An 18,902-nucleotide genomic window follows, 5' to 3' on the forward strand; every position below is an offset into this window, starting at 1 on the left:
TGACCAGTAGTCTGCGGCCATGTCTGATCCCGTCCCCTTCGCCATGCCCACCCGTTTCGACAGGGCCCGAGATCGTGTCGCAGTCGTCGTTCCAGGTGTCGGCTACTCGCCTGCCAGGCCGCTACTGCACTTCGCCCGGAGTGTCCTGCTCCAGCACGGCTGGACGGTCCAGGAGCTGTGGTGGCAGATCCCCGATGGGTTCGCGCAGTTCACGGTGGACGACCGGATCGCATGGGTGGAGCGGCAGGTCACCGAGGCCATCGAAGTCGAGGCGGGGGCTTGTCGGCTCGTCGTCGGCAAGTCCCTGGGCTCCCTCGCCTGCGGCATCGCAGCTGACAGGAACATCCCGGCAGCCTGGCTCACCCCGCTCCTGAAAATCGACCACGTTGCCGCGGCTCTCCGGCGAGCCATGGAGCCGACCCTCCTCATCGGCGGAAGCGCCGACACGCTCTGGGATTCACGAACTGCTGCGTCCCTGCGACACGATGTCCTGGAAGTGCCCTCGGCGGACCATGGCCTGGAGCTCGCGGACGATGCCGCAGGATCGGTTGAGGTCCTGCGGCAAGTCGTCACTCGGCTGGACCGCTTCATCGGCTCCCTCGGCCGCTGAGGGCATATGGCAAGACCAACTCGGGCGGGTTCCAGCCGCTGACGGAGGTGTCCGGCTTGCCGGTGGGGCCCTTTGGCCGCTTGTTGGGCCGGTAGCTGGGGCCGTTCATGATGACCTGGTGGCTGGAGTTGATCAGCCGGATCGTCGGCCTGAGATGCGGACAGCTCGCGCATGGCGAAGTCGTCGAGGATGAGCAGGTCGGGGCGGATGAGTTCGCGCATGCGCCTGTCCCAGGTGCGGTCCGCATGACCACCGGCGAGCTCCGCGAGGATGCGGCTGGTCTTGGTGAAGCGGACGTTGGCGCCCTGGCGGACGGCTTGGTGGCCAGGGACCGCACGCGCTACCTCGGGTCCGCGCGGCGGGCCGGATCGGGTGACCGTGTAAGGCCGCCCGGCCGACTCGGCTATCGGCTACGGCTATCGGCTTCGGCTATCGGCTTCGGCTATCGGCTTCGGCTATCGGCTTCGGCTATCGGCTTCGGCTATCGGCTATCGGCTATCGGCTATCGGCTATCGGCTATCGGCTATCGGCTATCGGCTATCGGCTATTGCATGGTCGAGGAGCCACCCGTACTGATGGGCTACTCCCCGATCGCGCCCGCAGGTGGTCAGGCCGTCGTCGCGGGTTGTGTGGTCGGCCGGTACGAAGCCGGGCGGGATGCCGCGTGCTGTGAGGGCCTCGGCGATGGGCTCCACACATGGCCAGTGCGGCAGCCGCGCCGGCCGGGGGCAAGGAGCACGGGTCTCCCCTCCGCGAGTGGCGGGCACGATGCTGCGGGGACCGAACTTGTCGCGGACGCATCCGACGGCTGCCTCGGCGATCAGGCGGGAGATTGTCAACCCGACGACGACGTGGAACTGACTGGCCCCGATCACGGAGGATAGAGCGATAAGCCCACGAGTCACCCTGACCGACGTCGCCGCACACGCGGGTCTGTCGACCACGGCCGTGTCGTTGATCCTGAACGGCAAAACCGGGACCGGACTGAGCGAGGACGCTCACCGGCGTGTGTTCGCCTCCGCGCTCGAGCTGGGCTACCGGCCCAACTTGATGGCCCGCGGGCTCCGGACGGAGAAGTCGGCCACCCTGGGCTTCGTCTCCGACCACATCGCCTCGACCCGCTACGCCGGTCCCATGATCCGCGGCGCCCTGCATGCGGCACGAGAGCGCTCGCACACGATGTTCATCACGGAGACCGAAGGCGAACGGGCCGAGCAGGAACGCGCGATCCAGGCACTGCTGGACCGCGGAGTGGACGCCCTCGTGATCGCCACCGTCACCGGCCGGGCCGTGCTTCCCGAGCGGCGGCCCGCCGTGCCCGTGGTCCTGCTCAACGGGACAAGTCCGGACGAGCCTTATGCGTCGGTCCTGCCCGACGAGGCGGAGGGCGCCCGGCAGGCGGCGGAGCACCTGATCACTCTGGGGCACCGCAGGGTGCACCTTCTGGGCATGCCGCCGCAACTCTACGATCACCCCCTGATCACCCCGCAGGTTAAGCGGCGAATCGAGGGCCTTCTGAGTGCCTTCCGCGCGGCCGGCGTCGACGTCGTCCCCATCCCGTACAAGCGTGAGGCCTGGGACGCCGAGACCGGGTTCGAGACCGCCTCGCGCGCGTTGCGGGACGCCGCGCCAGTCGGGGCCGTCGTCGCGCTCAACGACGCCATCGCTGCCGGCGCCTACGAGGCGTTCCGGTCGGCGGGTCTGGAAATCCCGCAGGACGTGTCCGTCGTGTCCTTCGATGACGACGGCATCGTGTCGTTCCTCCGTCCGCGCCTCAGCACCGTGGCCCTCCCGTACGAGGCGATGGGGCGGCGCTCGGTCGAGCTGGCGCTCGAAGGTGCCGCACCGGGTGAATACCTCGAAGCGATGGAGCTCCGCGTGCGGGAGTCGGCGCGACCGGTGGCGTGAGCGGCGTCATCCCCCTGCCCCCCGAGGACATCAACCCCGCCACAACTGATCCCACCGGACATCCGTCTCGCCATCGACGTCGCTACGGCAGCAGGCCCCGGCGTCGCGCGGTGACCACTGCCGCGAAGCGTGTTCCGACGTCGAGCTTGCGCATCGCGCTGCGCAGATACGCCTTGACGGTCTCGGTGCTGAGGCCGAGGCGGTCTCCTGCTTCGGGGTTGGTGCAGCCGAGGGCGATCTGGGCGAGCACGTCGAGTTCCCTCGGGGACAGTGGCGAGACAGGCTCGGGCTTCGGTGCGGCGCCGAGGGCGGCCAGGCGGCGGGACGCGGCGCCCAGCCGGGCGCGAAGTTCGTCGTCCTGGACCGCCTGAGCGAGCAACCGCAGCTCCGCGTGGAGTTCGCGGATCTCCTCGACCATGAATCGTTCCCCGGCGGGCTCGCTCTGAGCGACGCGCATGAGTTGCAGACGCCGGTCGACCTCGTCCCGTACGGCGACCTCCCCGCACAAACGCCGCGAGGCGTCCACGACCTCGTCCGTCGCCCGGTCCCCGAGAGGAGTGGCGCCCCGGGTGGCGCCGTACAGCACACCGCGCACCGCGCCGGCCACGACGACGGGAACGGCGACGACGGAACGGATGCCCTCCGCCAGCACCGGACCGTCGTAGTCGTGCGTGATCGACCGGTCTGCCCCGTAGTCGGACACTGCGGCCGGCCGGGCACTCGCCAGGACCCGGCCGCCCAGGCCGGTCTCGGTGCGGACGTCGAGGCCGCGCAGCCCGGCCGTACGGGCACCGATGAACTGCGACAGGTTCAGCACGTGTTCGCGCACCTGGCCGCCGAAGACGACCGGGATGCGCGAGCGCTGGTGGAGCGATCGGAGGGCCTGCCGGAAGGCGTCCCCGTCGTCGGGCCGCAGAGCGGTGTCCGTACTGGAGTGCATTGCCCCTGCCCCTTTCCGGGGGTAGTCGGCGCCGGGCGTGAGGCGCAGCATATGACTGCGACGCGCAGCATAAGACGCGGTAACGCCCCTGTAAAAGTCCCTGTCCACGAGAAAGGAAGTGGATTGTCGTGACTTCCCACGGTCATTCCGCCGATGTGCGGGAGAACTCCCCCGGCCCGGCCTCGCCGGAACAGCGGGTACGCGAATTGCTCGCGCTCTTCGATTCTCCGGACGCCAGCGCCGCGGAATTGCTGTGCGACCGCCATCCCGAGGATGCGGTGGCCTTCACGATCGTGGACGCGGACCTGTCCGCCGAAGACCTCACGTACGGACAGCTGCGCCGTGAGTCGGCCCGTTTCGCCGCCGCACTGGCGGATCTGGGTGTCGAGCCCGGGGACGCGGTCGCCACGCTGATGGGCAAGTCCGCCGACCTGGTCGTGGCGCTGCTGGGCATCTGGCGGCGGGGCGCGGTGCATCTTCCGCTGTTCACAGCGTTCGCCCCGCCCGCGATCGCGCTCCGGCTCCGTGCCGGCCGTGCGAAGGTCGTCGTGGTCGACGCGGATCAGCACACCAAACTCGCGCCCGGCGAGGACATGCCGGCTGATCCACCCTGGCTGACCGTGGTCGCCGGTGACACGCCGGACGAAGGCGGCCTCTCCTTCGCCGGGCTGCTGGCCCACTACGCCGACGACGAGCCGCAGGGCCGCCCCGTCGCCATCGGCGGGGACGGTCCGCTGGTCCAGCTGTTCACCTCGGGCACGACGGGCGCGCCGAAGGGTGTCCCCGTACCGGTCAAGGCACTGGCGTCCTTCCAGGCGTACCTGGAGTTCGGCCTCGACGTACGCCCCGACGACGTGTTCTGGAACGCCGCCGATCCCGGGTGGGCGTACGGCCTGTACTACGCCATCCTCGGCCCGCTGGCCACCGGCACCCGCAGTCTGCTGCTGCACGCCGGTTTCAGCCCGGCTCTCACCTGGCAGGTGCTGCGCACCTTCGGCGTCACCAACTTCGCGGCCGCGCCCACCGTCTACCGCAGTCTCAAGGCCGCGCCCGACCCCGCTCCGGACGGCGTACGGCTGCGGCGTGCTTCCTCGGCCGGTGAGCCGCTCACCCCCGAGGTCGTCTCCTGGTCGCAGGAGGCTCTCGGCGTGGCGGTACGTGACCACTACGGGCAGACCGAGCACGGCATGGTGATCGTGGGCGGCTGGGCGGACGGCGTGCGGGTCCCGGTTCCGCCCGGTTCGATGGGCAGGCCGCTGCCCGGCTGGTCGGCCGAGGTGCTGTACGACGACCGGGACGAACCCGCGCCGCAGGGCACCCTCGGGCGCGTCGCGATCGACGTCACCGGCAGCCCGCTGCTGTGGTTCTCCGGGTACGTGGACGCGCCGGAGAAAACCGCCGAGCGCTTCAGGGCCGACGGCCGCTGGTACCTCACCGGCGACGCGGGCGCCCGGGACGCCGACGGCAACTTCTTCTTCTCCGCGCGCGACGACGACGTGATCATCATGGCCGGGTACCGCATCGGCCCGTTCGACGTGGAGAGCGTGCTGGTGCAGCACGAAAGCGTCGTCGAGGCGGCCGTCGTCGGCGTGCCGGACACGCTGCGCGGCGAGGTGCTTGAGGCATACGTCGTGCTGCGTGACCCGGCGGTGGGCGACGCCGCCCTCGCCGAGGAGCTGCGGCACCTGGTCAAGCGCAAGTTCGCCGCGCACGCCTATCCCCGAACCGTGCACTTCACCGACCGACTGCCCAAGACGCCCAGCGGCAAGATTCAACGCTTCCTGCTCCGCGAGCAGCGCGCCCGGGAGATCCGGCAGTCCTGAACCGTCGTCCGACGGCACCCCCCACACACACTCCTCGCTCCGTCCGCTCACTGGAGGTTCGTCCCATGTCCCGCGTACCCGTGTCCCGACTGCTGCCGACCGAGGAGGCGGCGGAGTTGCTGGAGTTGACGCGCGAGATCGCCGACGGAGCGCTGGCTCCGCGTGCCGCCGAGGACGAGGCCGCCGAGCGGTTCCCGCGCGACGTCTTCCGCACCCTGGGCCGCGCCGGGCTGCTCGGACTGCCGTTCCCGGAGGAGTGGGGTGGCGCCGGACTGTCGTACGAGGTCTACCTGCAGGTACTCGAGGAGATCTCGGCGCGCTGGGCGAGCGTCGGCATCGGCGTGAGCGTGCACGCGCTGTCCTGCTTCGCGCTGGCGAACCACGGCACGGACGACCAGCGGGAGCAGTGGCTGCCGGACATGCTCGGCGGGGAATTGCTGGGCGCGTACTGCCTGTCGGAGTCCCACGCGGGCTCCGACCCGGCCGCGATGCGCACCCGCGCCGACCGCGACGGGGACGACTATGTCCTGCACGGCGAGAAGGCATGGACCACGCACGGCGGGCACGCCGACTTCTACACCGTCATGGCGCGCACCGGCGAGCACCGCAGCCAGGGAGTCTCCTGCTTCCTCGTGCCGGCTGACACGCCGAACCTGTCGGCCGATCCGCCGGAACGCAAGATGGGTCTGACCGCGCAGGCCACCGCGACCATGCGCTTCGACGGCGTCCGGGTCCCCGCCGAGCGCAGGATCGGCGCGGAGGGCCAGGGCCTGCCCATCGCGCTCGCCGGCCTCGACGCCGGGCGCCTGGGCATCGCCGCCGTCGCCGTCGGGCTGGCCCAGGGAGCGCTGGACGACGCCGTTGCCTATGCGAAGGAGCGGGAGGCGTTCGGGCGGCCGATCATCGACCATCAAGGGCTGGCGTTCCTGCTCGCCGACATGGAGGCGGCCGTGGAATCCGCCCGGGCGACGCTGCTGTCGGCGGCGCGACGCAAGGACGCCGGACTGCCGTACGGCCGCCAGGCCAGCATCGCCAAGCTGGTCGCCACCGAGGCCACGATGCGGGTGACCACCGACGCCGTCCAGGTGTTCGGCGGCGCGGGCTACACCAGGGACTTCCCCGTGGAGCGGTACATGCGGGAGGCGAAGGTCATGCAGATCTTCGAAGGCACCAACCAGATCCAGCGCATGGTCATCAGCCGGGAACTGGCCCGCGGCCGCCGCGGGCCCGCCGCCCACATCCTCGTCTCCGAAGGGAACTGAACGTGAAGCTCACCGGAACCGCCGCCCTCGTCACCGGCGGCGCCAGCGGTCTCGGCCGCGCCACCGCCACCGAACTGCTGCGCGCCGGGGCTCACGTGGTGATCGCCGACCTGCCCTCCTCCCCCGGCAAGGCTGTCGCAGAGGAACTCGCCGCCATCGGGCCCACGGTGCGCTTCGTCCCCTGCGATGTGACCGACCCCGACGACGTACAGGCCGCGGTGGACGCCGCCGCCGAGCCCGCCCCGCTCCGTACGGCCGTGAGCTGCGCGGGCGTAGCGACACCCGGGCGCATGCTGTCGCGGGGCGGACCGCTCGCCCTGGACGACTTCGCCCGCGTGGTCCACATCAACCTGACCGGCACCTTCAACGTCTTCCGGCTCGCCGCCCACCGCATCTCCGAAACCGAGATCGTCGACGGCGAACGCGGGGTGCTCGTCGCCACGGCCTCGGTCGCCGCGTACGACGGACAGATCGGCCAGGCCGCTTACGCCGCCTCGAAGGCCGGCGTCGCCGGCCTCACCCTCCCCGCCGCCCGCGAACTGGCCCGGCACCAGATCCGGGTGGTCGCGATCGCGCCGGGCCTCTTCAACACGCCCCTGATGGCGGGACTCCCCCAGGATGCCCGTGACTCGCTCGGCCAACAGGTCCCCCACCCGGCCCGCCTCGGCGACCCGTCCGAGTTCGCGGCACTGGTCCGCCACATCACCGAGAACCCGATGCTGAACGGCGAGGTCATCCGCCTCGACGGCGCGATCCGTATGGCGCCGCGGTAGCAGGACGGCGGAGATTTCCGCGTTCCCTGCTTGCGGGAGAGATCTGGTTCGGCGGCTCTTCCTCCCCATGGCTGACCGGCCCGTCGCACGATGGAGGCCGGAGGGTGACCCGCGCCGTGGCCGGTCGGTGCACTGGCCACGGCGTGTGCGCCAACCATGTCTTCCCGGGCGCGATGCCGTAGATGGGGCGGCAGGTCGCCCTTCACCCGAGGACCGTTCTGTACTTCGCATCCGACGAACCACCTACGCCACTGGAGCGACCGGTGGGTGGGCCACCCTCACGAGAAGTCGATCACTCCGGTCCACCGAGGCAGCCGACACCGACTTCACCGCACGGTTGATCGACGTCCATCCTGATCGACGGGCGATCAGCCTCTGCGACGGCATCGTCCGTATGCGTTACCGGGAGAGCCTTGCCCTGCCCGAGCCAGTGGTACCGGGGCGACGTATACGACGTGAGAACCGGCATGGCCGCCCCCGCGAATGTCTTCCTGCCAGATATCCGCATCAGAGTCGACATCTCCAGCAGCATTTACCCGCGCTACGAGCGCAACACCAATACAGGCGAAGACATCGCGACCGAGTCGCTCGACGACGCTGTGGTTGCCACTAAACGCTGCTGACCGGGCCTCGACACCCCAGCCGCATAATCCTGCCGATCGTCGCTTCGACGCGACGGTGCCGCTCACGAAGAACGCCAATAGAAACGGAGGGGACATACGGCGAACCACGACTGACTACCTCACCCAATTTCCCGATGTCGAAGGAGTGGAGATCGACTATCGGTTCGCGCCCGAGCACCCTCTCCGGCACACGAGGCTCACCCTTTGTCCATGCCTCGCGTGCCCTGAATTTGCCCAGAGGGGCGTAGACGAGCCCACCCCTCGTCGTCAGCCGCATCTCTCGAGCACAAGCACTGCGGGGCGGAGGTGCGATCCACGCGCAGGTCGACGCGCAGGTCGACGCGCAGGTCCACGCGCAGGTCGACGCAGGTGCGCCTGAGATCCGGTTCTTCGAGGATCTCGACCCTTGGCGGTCATGGGTGCCCTCCGGTGCCAAATCGAGTTTCCACCCGTTCACGATGGTGGACCCGAGGACGAATCGGTTCAAGCTAGACGTGCTGCCACCTGCTGGACGGCGCCGTGCTCCCCCGGATGACGACCTGGTCGGTACGACGACATCGCGCTCTCGGGGCTTGCGCGGGTCGGCGCGCCCACGGTGCATCCCACAGGGCTGGTGCACGCAGACTCTCCGGCGATGCCGCCCCAGCACCCGAGGCGTGCACCTGATGATCGTATGGACCAGGGCCCGCCCGATCGGCGGGGGGAGAGGCACCGGACGGGCCCTGGGGTTTGGGGTGGCTCGGGGCGGGCCTCAGGGGTGGACCACCTCGAACCCGACAGTCACGCGGCGGCCAGGCAGCAGCGTCTGGGGGGGTGAGCCGGAGGTCAGCTGTGATCGGCTCGCGAGCTCCCGCGAACTGTCCTGCGCCCTGGCCCGTCGCGAAGGCCAGGAGGACCGCTCGACCATGCTCGTCGTGGGCCATCCGCCCGCTGTAGAGCTCCTCGGATGTCGCGGGTGCGGCCTGGGCGATGTACGCAACTCTGCTCCAGTATCCGGAGGCCGCCGATGCGGACGTGTCCTGCCTGCGCATGTGCATATCGGGCGGCGCCTCTCTGCCGGTCGAGGTTCTGCACGGCTTCGAACGACGCTTCGGCTGCGTGGTGCTGGAGGGATTCGGCATGTCCGAGACCAGTCCGGTGGTCACCTTCAACCACCCTCACCGGCCGCGCAAGGCCGGCTCCATCGGCACTCCCATCCGCGACGTCGAGGTGCGACTGCTCGACGATGACGGCCAGGACGTGGCACCGGGCGGGGTCGGCGAACTGGCCGTCCGCGGACCGAACCTGATGAAGGGTTACTGGAACCGTCCCGGGGACACCGCCGCGGCCATCCCCGACGGCTGGCTGCGGAGCGGCGATCTGGCCCGACAGGACGAGGAGGGCTACCTCTACATCGTCGACCGCAAGAGGACCTCGTCATCCGCGGCGGCTACAACGTCTACCCGCGCGAGATCGAGGAGGTCCTGCACGAGCATCCCGCCGTGGCCCTCGCTGCCGTCCTCGGCGTGCCCGACGAACGGCTGGGCGAGGAAGTGGCAGCGGCAATCGTCCTGCGCCCGGGATCCTCAGCCACAACCGATGAACTTCAGCGGTTCGTCAAGGAACGCGTGGCCTCCTACAAGTACCCGCGCCATGTGTGGCTGGTGGATACGCTGCCGATGGGACCGAGCGGCAAGATCCTCAAGCGGAACATCTCGGCACCGGTCGCCTGACGGCCGTTCTTGGCGCTCGCGGTTGGAAGCCCAACCAGCAGAAGTACGCGACCGCCACGAGCATCGCGGGTCCCTGGACCGCCACGACCGACGTCGGTGACGACACCGCCTACGGTTCCCAGACCACGTTTGTGCTGCCCGTCCACGGCACTCAGGGCACCCCGTACTTGTACATGGGCGACCGCTGGGGCAACTCCATGGGCGGCACGGTCAACGACTCGCCGTACGTCTGGCTCCCGCTGACCTTCCCCACCAAGACCACGATGGACCTGCCGTGGTACCCGCATGTGGCCATCGACACCGTCGCAGGCACGATCAGCGGGGTGGGCGGCGGCCCCTACTACAAGCTGGTGGCCCGGCACAGTGGCAGGCACCCGTACCCCGCTCCGGTGGAGGACGTGTACGACGGCCTGTCCTGGGTGGCGGAGAACGCCAAGGAGATCGGCGGGGATCCGGAGCGGATCATCATTGCCGGCACCAGCGCGGGCGGCGGCCTGACAGCGGCGCTGGCCCTGCTGAGCCGCGACCGTAAGGGTCCCAGCCCGATCGGACAGATGCTGATGTGCCCCATGCTCGACGACCGCAACGACACGTTCTCCGCCCTCCAGATGGATGGGGTCAGCGTATGGGACCGCACCTCCAACAAGGCCGGCTGGACGGCACTGCTCGGTGAGCGGCGCGGTCGTGACGACGTCCCCGGGGTCGCGGCGCCTGCCCGGGCAGAGGACCTGTCCGGGCTGCCCCGGCCTTCATCGACGTCGGTTCCGCGGAAACCTTCCGCGACGAGGCCGTCGCCTACGCTTCCCGCATCTGGCAGGTCGGTGGAGTCGCCGAACTGCACGTATGGCCCGGCGGCTTCCACAAATTCGACGCCATGGCCCCCCAGGCCGCCATCTCACAGGCCACGGCGGCCGCACGCGTGACGTGGCTGCGCCGGCTGCTGGGTGAATGACCACCCCGACCCACCTGAGCGCCTGGACGCACTCGCCGGACGCCTGGCCGCCCTGGACCCGGACGCCGGGGCCGCCGTCCGGGCCATCGCCTACTTCGACCGACTGGCCGAAGCGAGGGCCGGCCTGGAGGCGCTGGTCCGCGGCGCCGCCGTACTAACCGGATACCCGGCCCGGCTGATCGACACGGCCCGGCGCGTCCACGTCCGCGTGGAGTCCGACGGGAAACGTCACGACACCGACTCCCCGCCGGACTCCTCCTGGCTGTGCCGGGAACTCGCACCGGACACCTCGGCGGCCCTGTGGCTGGAGCGCCCCGGCCCGCCGAGCGTGGTCGACGCGGTGATCCTGGAGCGGGCATCCGGCATCCTCCGCCAGATTCTGGACCGCACGCGCGGTCGCGCACCGCTCTCCGCCTCCGACGATCGGCACTGCTGGAGACGGTGCTCGACCCCACGGCCTGGGCAGAGGCTCGTATGCATGCGGCACGCGGTCTCGCTCTCGGTCTCGGTCTCGGTCTCGGTCTCACCGATGGCGACCCGACCGTACGCGTACGCGCCCTGGCCGTGCTGGGCGACGCCCCCGAATCCTGCCCGTGCACCGCGGCGAGCGGCCGAAACAGGCGGATCTACCTGCCGGACGGGGCGGAATCGGGCCGGCTGTCCCTGTGCTCGACCTGTCGCAGTCCTGGGCCGCAGTCCTGGGCCGCAGTCCTGGGCCGCTGCCCGGACCGCGCTGCGGTTCACCGCCGAGGGAACGGCCGACGACCCGGGTGAACGCGTGATGTACGCCAACGATCTGGGCGACATCGTCCTCCTCGCGGACCTCGTCAGATCGGGCACCGGGCCTCCGCCCGACGCACGTGCGCTCGCCGCCGCCGCCAAGCTCAACATCCACCACTCCACACTGGAGACCCGACTCGCGCACGCCGAGGGACTCCTCGGCTGGCCGGTCCACACCCTCACAGGCCATCTGCGGCTACAACTGGCCCTCCTCACAAGACGATTGGCTCGTGGAGAGGACCGCCCCCTCCAGCCGTGAACCGCCGACCCCGCGCAAGCACTACCGGCTCATCCACGGGACAAAACACTTCCCATGACCAACGAGAGCCCGAAGAACCTGCCGGGACGAGCCGGCTCCGCTGAGTTCCCGGCACCGTGCTAACCCGAACAGAGACTCAGCCATATATCAGCACGGGAGCGACGAAGACGGGCGATGACGTGGGCTTTTAGTCAGCACCAAACCAGCACGGGAGTCAGCACGACCTCGTCAAATCATCCCTAACTACGCGTCCCGGACGACACGACTTTCGCTCCTCTGCGGGCCCCTCAGCCACTGCTCAACGGGCAGGCATGGTGGGCACATGCATAGCCGCACCCCGAACTATGTTGTCCCGACACATGTGCGCCTGACCTGCGGGTTTCTACGGTATCCCGACACGTAACCGTCCCCACCGCACACGAGGAAGTGGCGCACATGGCCTCCGGAACGACCGCTCCCCCACCCCCCGGCAACCTCAAGCGCATCGTCGCCGCCAGCCTCATCGGCACCACCATCGAGTGGTACGACTTCTTCCTCTACGGCTCCGCCGCCGCCCTCGTCTTCAACAAACTGTTCTTCCCCGACTCCGACCCGCTCGTCGGCACGCTCCTGTCGTTCTTGACGTACGCCGTCGGATTCGCCGCCCGTCCGCTGGGCGCGCTGGTCTTCGGGCACTACGGTGACCGGCTCGGTCGCAAGAAGCTGCTGGTGTTGAGCCTGCTGCTGATGGGCAGGGCGACCTTCGCGATCGGGCTGCTGCCGACGCACGCGACCATCGGGTCCGCGGCGCCCGTGCTGCTGACCGTGCTGCGGCTGGTGCAGGGCTTCGCGCTCGGTGGCGAGTGGGGCGGGGCCGTGCTGCTGGTGTCCGAGCACGGGGACGCGCGACGGCGTGGTTTCTGGGCCTCGTGGCCGCAGACCGGCGCACCCGCGGGGCAGTTGCTGGCAACCGGAGTGCTGTCCCTGCTGACGGCCTTGCTGTCGGACAGCGCCTTCGGCAGCTGGGGCTGGCGCATCCCCTTCCTGCTCTCCGGCGTGCTCGTGATCGTCGGTCTGTGGATTCGCCTTTCTGTCGACGAATCGCCCGTCTTCAAGCAGGCGTTGGCGCAGGCCGAGGCACGCAAGGTCACGCGGACGGCCGAGGCCGAGAAGCTGCCGCTGGTCTCCGTACTGCGGCACCACTGGCGTGATGTGCTGGTGGCGATGGGCGCGCGGATGGCGGAGAACATCAGCTACTACGTCATCACCGCGTTCATCCTCGTCTACGCCACCACATCGGCCGGCGTCTCCAAGCAGACCGCTCTCAACGCCGTGCTCATCGCCTCCGCCGTGCACTTCGCGGTCATTCCGGCCTGGGGCGCGCTGTCGGACCGGATCGGCCGTCGCCCCGTCTATCTGCTGGGCGCCGCCGGCGTCGGACTGTGGATGTTCCCGTTCTTCTCACTCATCGACACCGGCGGCTTCGGCAACCTGCTCCTCGCCGTGACGGTGGGCCTGGTCCTGCACGGCGCCATGTACGCACCCCAGGCCGCCTTCTTCTCCGAGATGTTCGCGACCCGGATGCGCTACTCCGGTGCCTCGATCGGTGCCCAGTTCGCCTCGGTCGCGGCGGGTGCGCCGGCGCCGTTGATCGCGACCGCGCTGCTGGCCGACTACGACAGCTCCACCCCGATCGCCCTGTACGTCATCGCCGCGTCGGTCCTGACGTTGATCGCGGTCGGCGTGGCCAAGGAGACCCGTCACCGGGACCTGGCCGACATCGACTCCCCGGCCGACGTGGAGCCCGCGGCGGCCCGGGCTGCGGACGCACGCACCGTCTGACCCCCAGCAGTCCCCCAACGGTCCCCCAGCGGTCCCCAGCGGTCCCGAGCGTCCACCGAGCTCCGGCAGCGGCCCCCGTACGCCAGCGCGTACGGGGGTCAGCGCTGTCCCGGTGCCGTCAACCTGTGCAGCCGCAGGGCCAGTTGGATCTCCAGGGCGCGGGCGGGGCTCTGCCAGTCGTCGCCGAGGAGGCGGCCGACGCGCTCCAAACGCTGGGCGACGGTGTTCACATGGACGTGCAGTTCGTCCTTGGTGCGGGCCGGGCTCATCCCGCTGGCGAAGTACGCGTCGACGGTGCGCAGCAGGTCGGTGCCGCGACGTTCGTCGTACGCGACGACCTGGCCGATCGTGCGGTCGACGAAGCCCGTGATGTCCCGGTCTCCGGCCAGCAGCAGTCCCACGAACCCGAAGTCCTCGGCGGCGGCGCCGTCGCCGGAGCGGCCGAGCAGGCGCAGGGCGTCGAGGCAGCGCCGGCCTTCCTCGTAGGCGGCGGCCACGGCGTCCGGCTGGGCGGCCAGGGCCGCGACCGGGGCGGAGGCGCCGACGGTGACCGCCTCGTGGACGGCCGTGCCGAGGTGCCGGGCGGTGCTGCGGGCCAGGGTGGTGGCCGTGTCTCCGGCGGCGAGGGGCAGGAGCAGGACCGTGCCGCCGTCGCGGGCGGCCGCCAGGCCGTGGCGGGTCGCGGCGAGGTGGGACGCTGCGGACCACAGGCGTCTGCGGGCGGCCGCCTCCTGGTCGGCGTCGGCCGACGTGGCGTCGAGGCGGGCGGCGAGGACGACATGGGTGGCGTCCAGGTCGGCGCCCAGTCGCGCAGCGCGCTCGCGCAGCAGACGCGGGTCGCGGTCGCGGGCGTCGAGCAGGTCGTCCAGCAGCTCGCCCCGGACCCGCTGTTCGGCCTCGGCGGCGGAACGGCGGGCGAGCAGCAGCAGGGAGGTGACCATCGCGGCCCGTTCCAGGGTGCGCTGGTCGACGGGGTCGAGGCCGGGGTGGCCGCGCAGGACCAGCGCACCGAGCAGTTCGCCGCCCGCGGCCACGGCGGCGATCCAGTCGGCGTCGTGCCGTACCGCGTGGCCCTCGACACGGGAGATCTCCAGGGCGCCGGCCGGTGCGGCGGTGGCCTCCGCGAACTCGACCGTGCCGTCGAGGACTTCGGAGACCGCGGCGGCCACGTCGTGCACGCCTCCACCGCGCAGCACGAGTTCGGCGAGCCGGTCGTGCACGTCGGAGGCCCGTTCGATGACTCCGCTGCGGTCCTGGATGATCTCGTTGGCCCGCTCCAGGTCGGCGAGGGCCGAGCGGGTCTCGGTGAGCAGGTTCGCGGTGTCGATGGCGGCCGCGGCGAGGGCGGCGAAGGAGCCGAGCAGCGCGATCTGCTCCCGCTCGAAGACCCGGGCCCGCCGGTCCGCGGCGAACAGGACCCCGATGACATGGTGTCCCAGCATCAACGGCACCCCGAGGATGGCGACCAGCCCCTCGTCGCGCACGCCGGAATCGATGGTGAGGGTGTGCTGGAAGCGGTCGTCCTTGAAGTAGTCGTCGGTGACATAGGGGCGGGCGGTCTGCGCGACGAGGCCGCCCAGGCCCTCCCCCATGCCGAGCCGCAGCTGCTGGAAGCGGGCGGCGACGGATCCCTCGGTCACCCGCATATAGGTGTCGCCTCTGGCCGGGTCGTTCAGGCTGAGATAGGCGACGTCCGTGCCGAGCAGCGACCGGGCACGCTGCACGATCGCCTGGAGCACGGCGTCGAGGTCGCGCAGGCCGGCCAGGTCGTGGGCCGTCTCGAAGAGAGCCGACAGTTCGGCCTCGCGCCTGCGCCGTCCCTCCAGCTCGGAGCGCACGCGCAGCGCGAGCAGCTTGGCCTGTTCGAGGGCGACGATCCGCTCGGTGGATCTGCCCTCGGCGCGGGCGAGCAGCACCGGCTGTTCATAGGCGTCGGCGGACGCGCCCCGGGCCAGCAGCTCGAGGAACGGCGTCTCCGCGCTGCTCAGGGGCGCTCCGGCAGGGGCTGCTGAGCGCTCGGCGGGGTGCACGTGATCGCGGGACATGCCGACAGGATTGCTCATCGCACCGCCACTCCGTCAGCCCTGTGGACAACTCGAACCTCCACCGGCCCCAGGCCGGTCAGTGCGCGGTCCAGCCACCGTCGAGCACGAGCGACGTGCCGGTCACGAAGGACGCCTGCGGGCCGCACAGATACGCCACGGCCTCGGCGACCTCCTCCGGTTCGATGAGCCGCTTGACCGCGCTGTCCTGGAGCAGCACCTCGGACAGCACGCGTTTCTCGGGAATACCGTGGGCCCGCGCCTGGTCGGTGAGCTGTTTCTCGACCAGTGGTGTGCGCACATAGGCGGGGTTCACACAGTTCGAGGTGACGCCATGGGGTGCGCCCTCCAGGGCGGCGGTCTTGGAGAGTCCTTCCAGACCGTGTTTGGCGGCCACATAGGCCGACTTGAAGGCAGAGGCGCGCAGCCCATGTACGGAGGACACATTCACGATCCGTCCCCAGCCCTGCCCGTACATGTGGGGCAGGGCCCCGCGGATGAGCCGGAACGGCGCCTCCAGCATCACGGTGACCACCGTGTGGAAGACGTCGGGCGGGAACTCCTCGAGGGGACGCACCAGCTGGAGCCCGGCGTTGTTCACGAGGACATCGGTGCCTGCGGCGGCGAGTTCGGCGGCGTCCAGGTCGGTGAGGTCGAGGACGTGCGGTTCGACGGCCCCCGCGAGACCTCGGGCCGCTTCGGCGAGCTCCTCCAGGCCTGCGGCGTCCCGGTCGACCGCTCTCACCTTGGCCCCTGCCGCCGCGAGCCGTAGCGCGCAGGCACGGCCGATACCGCTGGCGGCGCCGGTGACGAGGGCGGTGCGGCCGCCGAGGTCGAGCGGGACGGGCACGGACGAGCCCTGGGCCGGGAGGATGCTGGGCGGGGTCATGGTTCGACCCTAGGCAGCACCCTCGCCAGGCCACATATGGTCACAGCCCATACTTCAGTCCGAGCTCATGGGCTCGAACCACGTGGGTTCATCGCACTGGGCCTGCTTGATCCGGAACAGCTGACGCTCGTCCATCGCGGGCAGCGCGTCGACCTCGAACCAGCCCACCTGAAGGGATTCGTCGTCGTTCACGCGGGCCTCGCCGCCCACGGCACGGCAGCGGAAGGTGATGTCCATGAACTGGCACGTGTCGCCGTTGGGGTAGGTGACCTCACCACCCGACCTGACCAGGACGATCCGCTCGGCGACACAGCGGACGCCCGTCTCCTCGTACACCTCCCGCACGGCGGCGACCGCGGGCTGCTCGCCCGGGTCCGGGATGCCGTTGACCACCGTCCACTTGCCGTTGTCCGCGCGCTGGCCCAGCAGGACCCGTCCCTCGTCGTCGAAGACGACGGCGCTGACACCGGGGAGCCACAGCAGTTGGTGACCGGCCGCGGCCCGGATCGTACGAATGAAGTCAGGAGTAGCCATGTCCCCGACCCTAACGGGCCGATGACAGCGCTTTCGGTGACTTCCGGGGGCGTGCGCCCGGCGTACGGTTACACGTCACCGGCACGCCGTGCCCGCAGCCCGGCGCCGACCGCCCAGCCGAGACCGCCCGCGGCGACCAGCAGCAGGGCGATCTCCGGCAGGGTGCCGAGACGTGTCGCGGGCGTCTCGGAGGAGCGCAGCGGCACCTTCTGGACGAGTGAGTCGGCGACGAACATGCCTGTCCTCTGCGTGATCGTCCCGTCCGGCATGATGATCGCGCTGACGCCGCTGGTCACCGGGACGGTGACGGTGCGGCTGTGCTCGACGGCGCGGACGCGGGACATCGCGAGCTGCTGGTAGGTCATCTCGCTGCGGTCGAAGGTCGCGTTGTTGCTCGGCACGGAGATCATCTGGGCGCCGTCGGTGACCTCGGAGCGCACGGTCCAGTCGAAGGCGGCCTCGTAGCAGGTGACGAGTCCGACCTTGGCGCCGGCCATGGTGAACACGCCCGGTTCGGTGCCCCGGCTGAAGTCCTGGCGGACCATCGAGGTCCAGTTCTCGTTGATCGCCCCGACGATCGAGCGCAACGGCAGGTACTCGCCGAACGGCTGGATCTGCCGCTTGTCGTAGGTGTCGACGGGGCCCTTGGCAGGATCCCAGAGGATCTGCTCGTTGAGCAGCTTGCCGTCGCGTTCCACCACGCCGCCGACGGAGATCGGCACGCCGATCGCCTTGGCGGCGGTGTCGATGACCGCTCGGGCGTCGGGGTTGGCGAACGGGTCGATGTCGGAGGAGTTCTCGGGCCACAGCACGAAGTCGGGCTGTTCGACCTTGCCCGCCTTGACCTGGGCGGCCAGGCGCTCGGTCTCCCGCGCGTGGTAGTCCAGTACGGCTCGCCGCTGGGCGTTGAAGTCCAGTCCGGCGCGCGGCACGTTGCCCTGGATCACGGCGACGGTCGCGGTGCCGTTCTCCGCCTTGTCGCTGACCAGCGGCCGTGCGGCCAGGGCGCCCGCCACCGGTACGGCCACGCTCAGCAGGGCCACGGCAGCGGCGGACCGCTGTACGGTCCGGGTGCGGCGCCGCTCCAGGAGCAGCCGGACCACGTCGTACAGGCCGAAGCCGCACAGGACGACCGCGAAGCCCAGCACGGGTGTGCCGCCCACCGCGGCGAGCGGCAGGAAGACGCCGTCGGCCTGGCCGAAGGCGATCTTGCCCCAGGGGAATCCGTTGAAGGGCGCACGCGCGCGTGCCGCCTCTCCGGCGATCCACAGCGCCGCCGCCCACAGGGGCGAGCCCGGCAGCTTCGACACCGCGGCGACTCCCGCGCCCACCAGCGCGACGAAGACCGCCTCGATCGCGGCCAGCGCTAGCCAGGGGCCGGGGCCGACCTCCACTCCGGTCCATACCAGCAGGGGCAGCAGGAAGCCGAGGCCGAAGAGATAGCCGAGGCCCAGGCCCGCCTTCCAGCTGCGGCCGCGCAGCACCCAGCCGAAGACGGCGAAGGCGGGCAGGGCCAGCCACCACAGGGTGCGCGGCGGGAAGCTGACGTAGAACAGCACTCCGGAGAGCGCTGCGGCGAGGGCGGGAACCAGGCGCACGAGCCGTGCCGCGCGCGAGGCGGGCGCTGTCCGCGACGGCAGCTGGTCCGACTCGCCCACGGAAGTTGCGGTGACGGTCACTCCGGGAGTGTACGGCGGCTGACCTCGGCACCGACAGCGCGGTCCGTGGCGGCAGGGGGCTGGTCCTGCCGTGGCCGCAGGGGGCCCGGTCCTGCCGTGACAGCAGGGGGCCCTGTCCTGCCGTGGCCGCAGGGGACCTTGTCCTGCCGTGCCGACGGCGCGGTCCTGCCCTGTAGGCCGCGTCGGCTGTCGTTCCTGCACGACACGTCCACAAATCGACCATCAGCCGTTACGGTAAGCCGGAGCCTCAGTCGTACCGGCCGGTCAGGTCCGGGCGGCCGGGGGCCGTCACAGG

At 70.5% G+C, this 18,902-nt stretch carries 13 protein-coding genes and 4 pseudogenes; 11 read left to right on the plus strand and 6 right to left on the minus strand.

Annotated features, from left to right (window positions below):
* The first annotated feature begins 19 nt into the window (after positions 1-19).
* The gene (locus tag AQJ67_RS07635; RefSeq protein WP_062717273.1) at positions 20-610 is read left to right on the plus strand and encodes an alpha/beta hydrolase; all 591 of its coding nucleotides are present in this window, start codon (positions 20-22) and stop codon (positions 608-610) included.
* Here the strand turns inward: AQJ67_RS07635 and AQJ67_RS50950 are convergent.
* Positions 588-954 (minus strand): annotated as a pseudogene (locus tag AQJ67_RS50950) (ATP-binding protein); the annotation flags it as partial. The gene AQJ67_RS07635 and the pseudogene AQJ67_RS50950 overlap by 23 nt on opposite strands.
* A gap of 562 nt (positions 955-1,516) precedes the next feature.
* Here AQJ67_RS50950 and AQJ67_RS07640 point away from each other — a divergent pair.
* Positions 1,517-2,518 carry a LacI family DNA-binding transcriptional regulator gene (locus AQJ67_RS07640; RefSeq protein WP_279616878.1) on the plus strand — a complete coding sequence of 334 codons (1,002 nt, stop codon included), beginning with the start codon at positions 1,517-1,519 and terminating at the stop codon, positions 2,516-2,518.
* Between the two features lie 82 nt (positions 2,519-2,600).
* Here the strand turns inward: AQJ67_RS07640 and AQJ67_RS07645 are convergent, their stop codons facing one another.
* Positions 2,601-3,458, minus strand: a complete 858-nt coding sequence (locus AQJ67_RS07645) for a helix-turn-helix transcriptional regulator (RefSeq protein WP_062717275.1) — start codon at positions 3,456-3,458, stop codon at positions 2,601-2,603.
* 128 nt (positions 3,459-3,586) lie between these two features.
* Here AQJ67_RS07645 and AQJ67_RS07650 point away from each other — a divergent pair, with 128 nt between their 5' ends.
* The 9 genes and pseudogenes from AQJ67_RS07650 to AQJ67_RS07680 all read left to right on the plus strand — a co-directional run bounded on the left by AQJ67_RS07650 (position 3,587) and on the right by AQJ67_RS07680 (position 13,463).
* Positions 3,587-5,281, plus strand: coding sequence for an AMP-binding protein (locus AQJ67_RS07650; protein WP_208614917.1), 1,695 nt, complete (start codon positions 3,587-3,589; stop codon positions 5,279-5,281).
* A 65-nt stretch (positions 5,282-5,346) separates the two neighbouring features.
* Positions 5,347-6,543 (plus strand): acyl-CoA dehydrogenase family protein, encoded by a 1,197-nt coding sequence (locus AQJ67_RS07655; protein WP_062717276.1) that lies wholly within the window; start codon positions 5,347-5,349, stop codon positions 6,541-6,543.
* Positions 6,544-6,545: 2 nt separating this feature from the next.
* Complete coding sequence (locus AQJ67_RS07660) at positions 6,546-7,316, plus strand: SDR family NAD(P)-dependent oxidoreductase (protein WP_062717277.1); 771 nt, start codon at positions 6,546-6,548, stop codon at positions 7,314-7,316.
* Between the two features lie 67 nt (positions 7,317-7,383).
* Positions 7,384-7,755 (plus strand): annotated as a pseudogene (locus AQJ67_RS50640) (CocE/NonD family hydrolase C-terminal non-catalytic domain-containing protein); the annotation flags it as partial.
* Between the two features lie 28 nt (positions 7,756-7,783).
* Positions 7,784-7,939, plus strand: a complete 156-nt coding sequence (locus AQJ67_RS49070) for a hypothetical protein (RefSeq protein WP_244190382.1) — start codon at positions 7,784-7,786, stop codon at positions 7,937-7,939.
* A 969-nt stretch (positions 7,940-8,908) separates the two neighbouring features.
* A pseudogene (locus AQJ67_RS07665) lies at positions 8,909-9,651 on the plus strand (AMP-binding protein); the annotation flags it as partial.
* Between the two features lie 371 nt (positions 9,652-10,022).
* A pseudogene (locus tag AQJ67_RS07670) lies at positions 10,023-10,603 on the plus strand (alpha/beta hydrolase); the annotation flags it as partial.
* The gene (locus AQJ67_RS07675; protein WP_425264139.1) at positions 10,596-11,642 is read left to right on the plus strand and encodes a helix-turn-helix domain-containing protein; all 1,047 of its coding nucleotides are present in this window, start codon (positions 10,596-10,598) and stop codon (positions 11,640-11,642) included. The pseudogene AQJ67_RS07670 and the gene AQJ67_RS07675, both read left to right, overlap by 8 nt.
* A 435-nt stretch (positions 11,643-12,077) precedes the next feature.
* Positions 12,078-13,463, plus strand: coding sequence for an MFS transporter (locus tag AQJ67_RS07680; RefSeq protein WP_062717278.1), 1,386 nt, complete (start codon positions 12,078-12,080; stop codon positions 13,461-13,463).
* Between the two features lie 98 nt (positions 13,464-13,561).
* On the opposite strand, the gene AQJ67_RS07685 is transcribed toward AQJ67_RS07680, so the two are convergent.
* The 4 genes from AQJ67_RS07685 to lnt form a co-directional block, all read right to left on the minus strand.
* A complete protein-coding gene (locus tag AQJ67_RS07685) occupies positions 13,562-15,508 on the minus strand; it encodes a helix-turn-helix domain-containing protein (RefSeq protein ID WP_062717279.1) in 1,947 nt (648 codons plus the stop codon).
* A gap of 76 nt (positions 15,509-15,584) precedes the next feature.
* Positions 15,585-16,394, minus strand: coding sequence for a 3-hydroxybutyrate dehydrogenase (locus AQJ67_RS07690; RefSeq protein ID WP_062717280.1), 810 nt, complete (start codon positions 16,392-16,394; stop codon positions 15,585-15,587).
* A gap of 54 nt (positions 16,395-16,448) precedes the next feature.
* The gene (locus AQJ67_RS07695) at positions 16,449-16,928 is read right to left on the minus strand and encodes an NUDIX hydrolase (RefSeq protein WP_062717281.1); all 480 of its coding nucleotides are present in this window, start codon (positions 16,926-16,928) and stop codon (positions 16,449-16,451) included.
* Between the two features lie 68 nt (positions 16,929-16,996).
* The gene (lnt, locus tag AQJ67_RS07700) at positions 16,997-18,607 is read right to left on the minus strand and encodes an apolipoprotein N-acyltransferase (RefSeq protein ID WP_062717282.1); all 1,611 of its coding nucleotides are present in this window, start codon (positions 18,605-18,607) and stop codon (positions 16,997-16,999) included.
* Positions 18,608-18,902: the final 295 nt, after the last annotated feature.

Origin of the sequence: Streptomyces caeruleatus (assembly GCF_001514235.1) — a bacterium.
Taxonomy (GTDB): domain Bacteria; phylum Actinomycetota; class Actinomycetes; order Streptomycetales; family Streptomycetaceae; genus Streptomyces; species Streptomyces caeruleatus.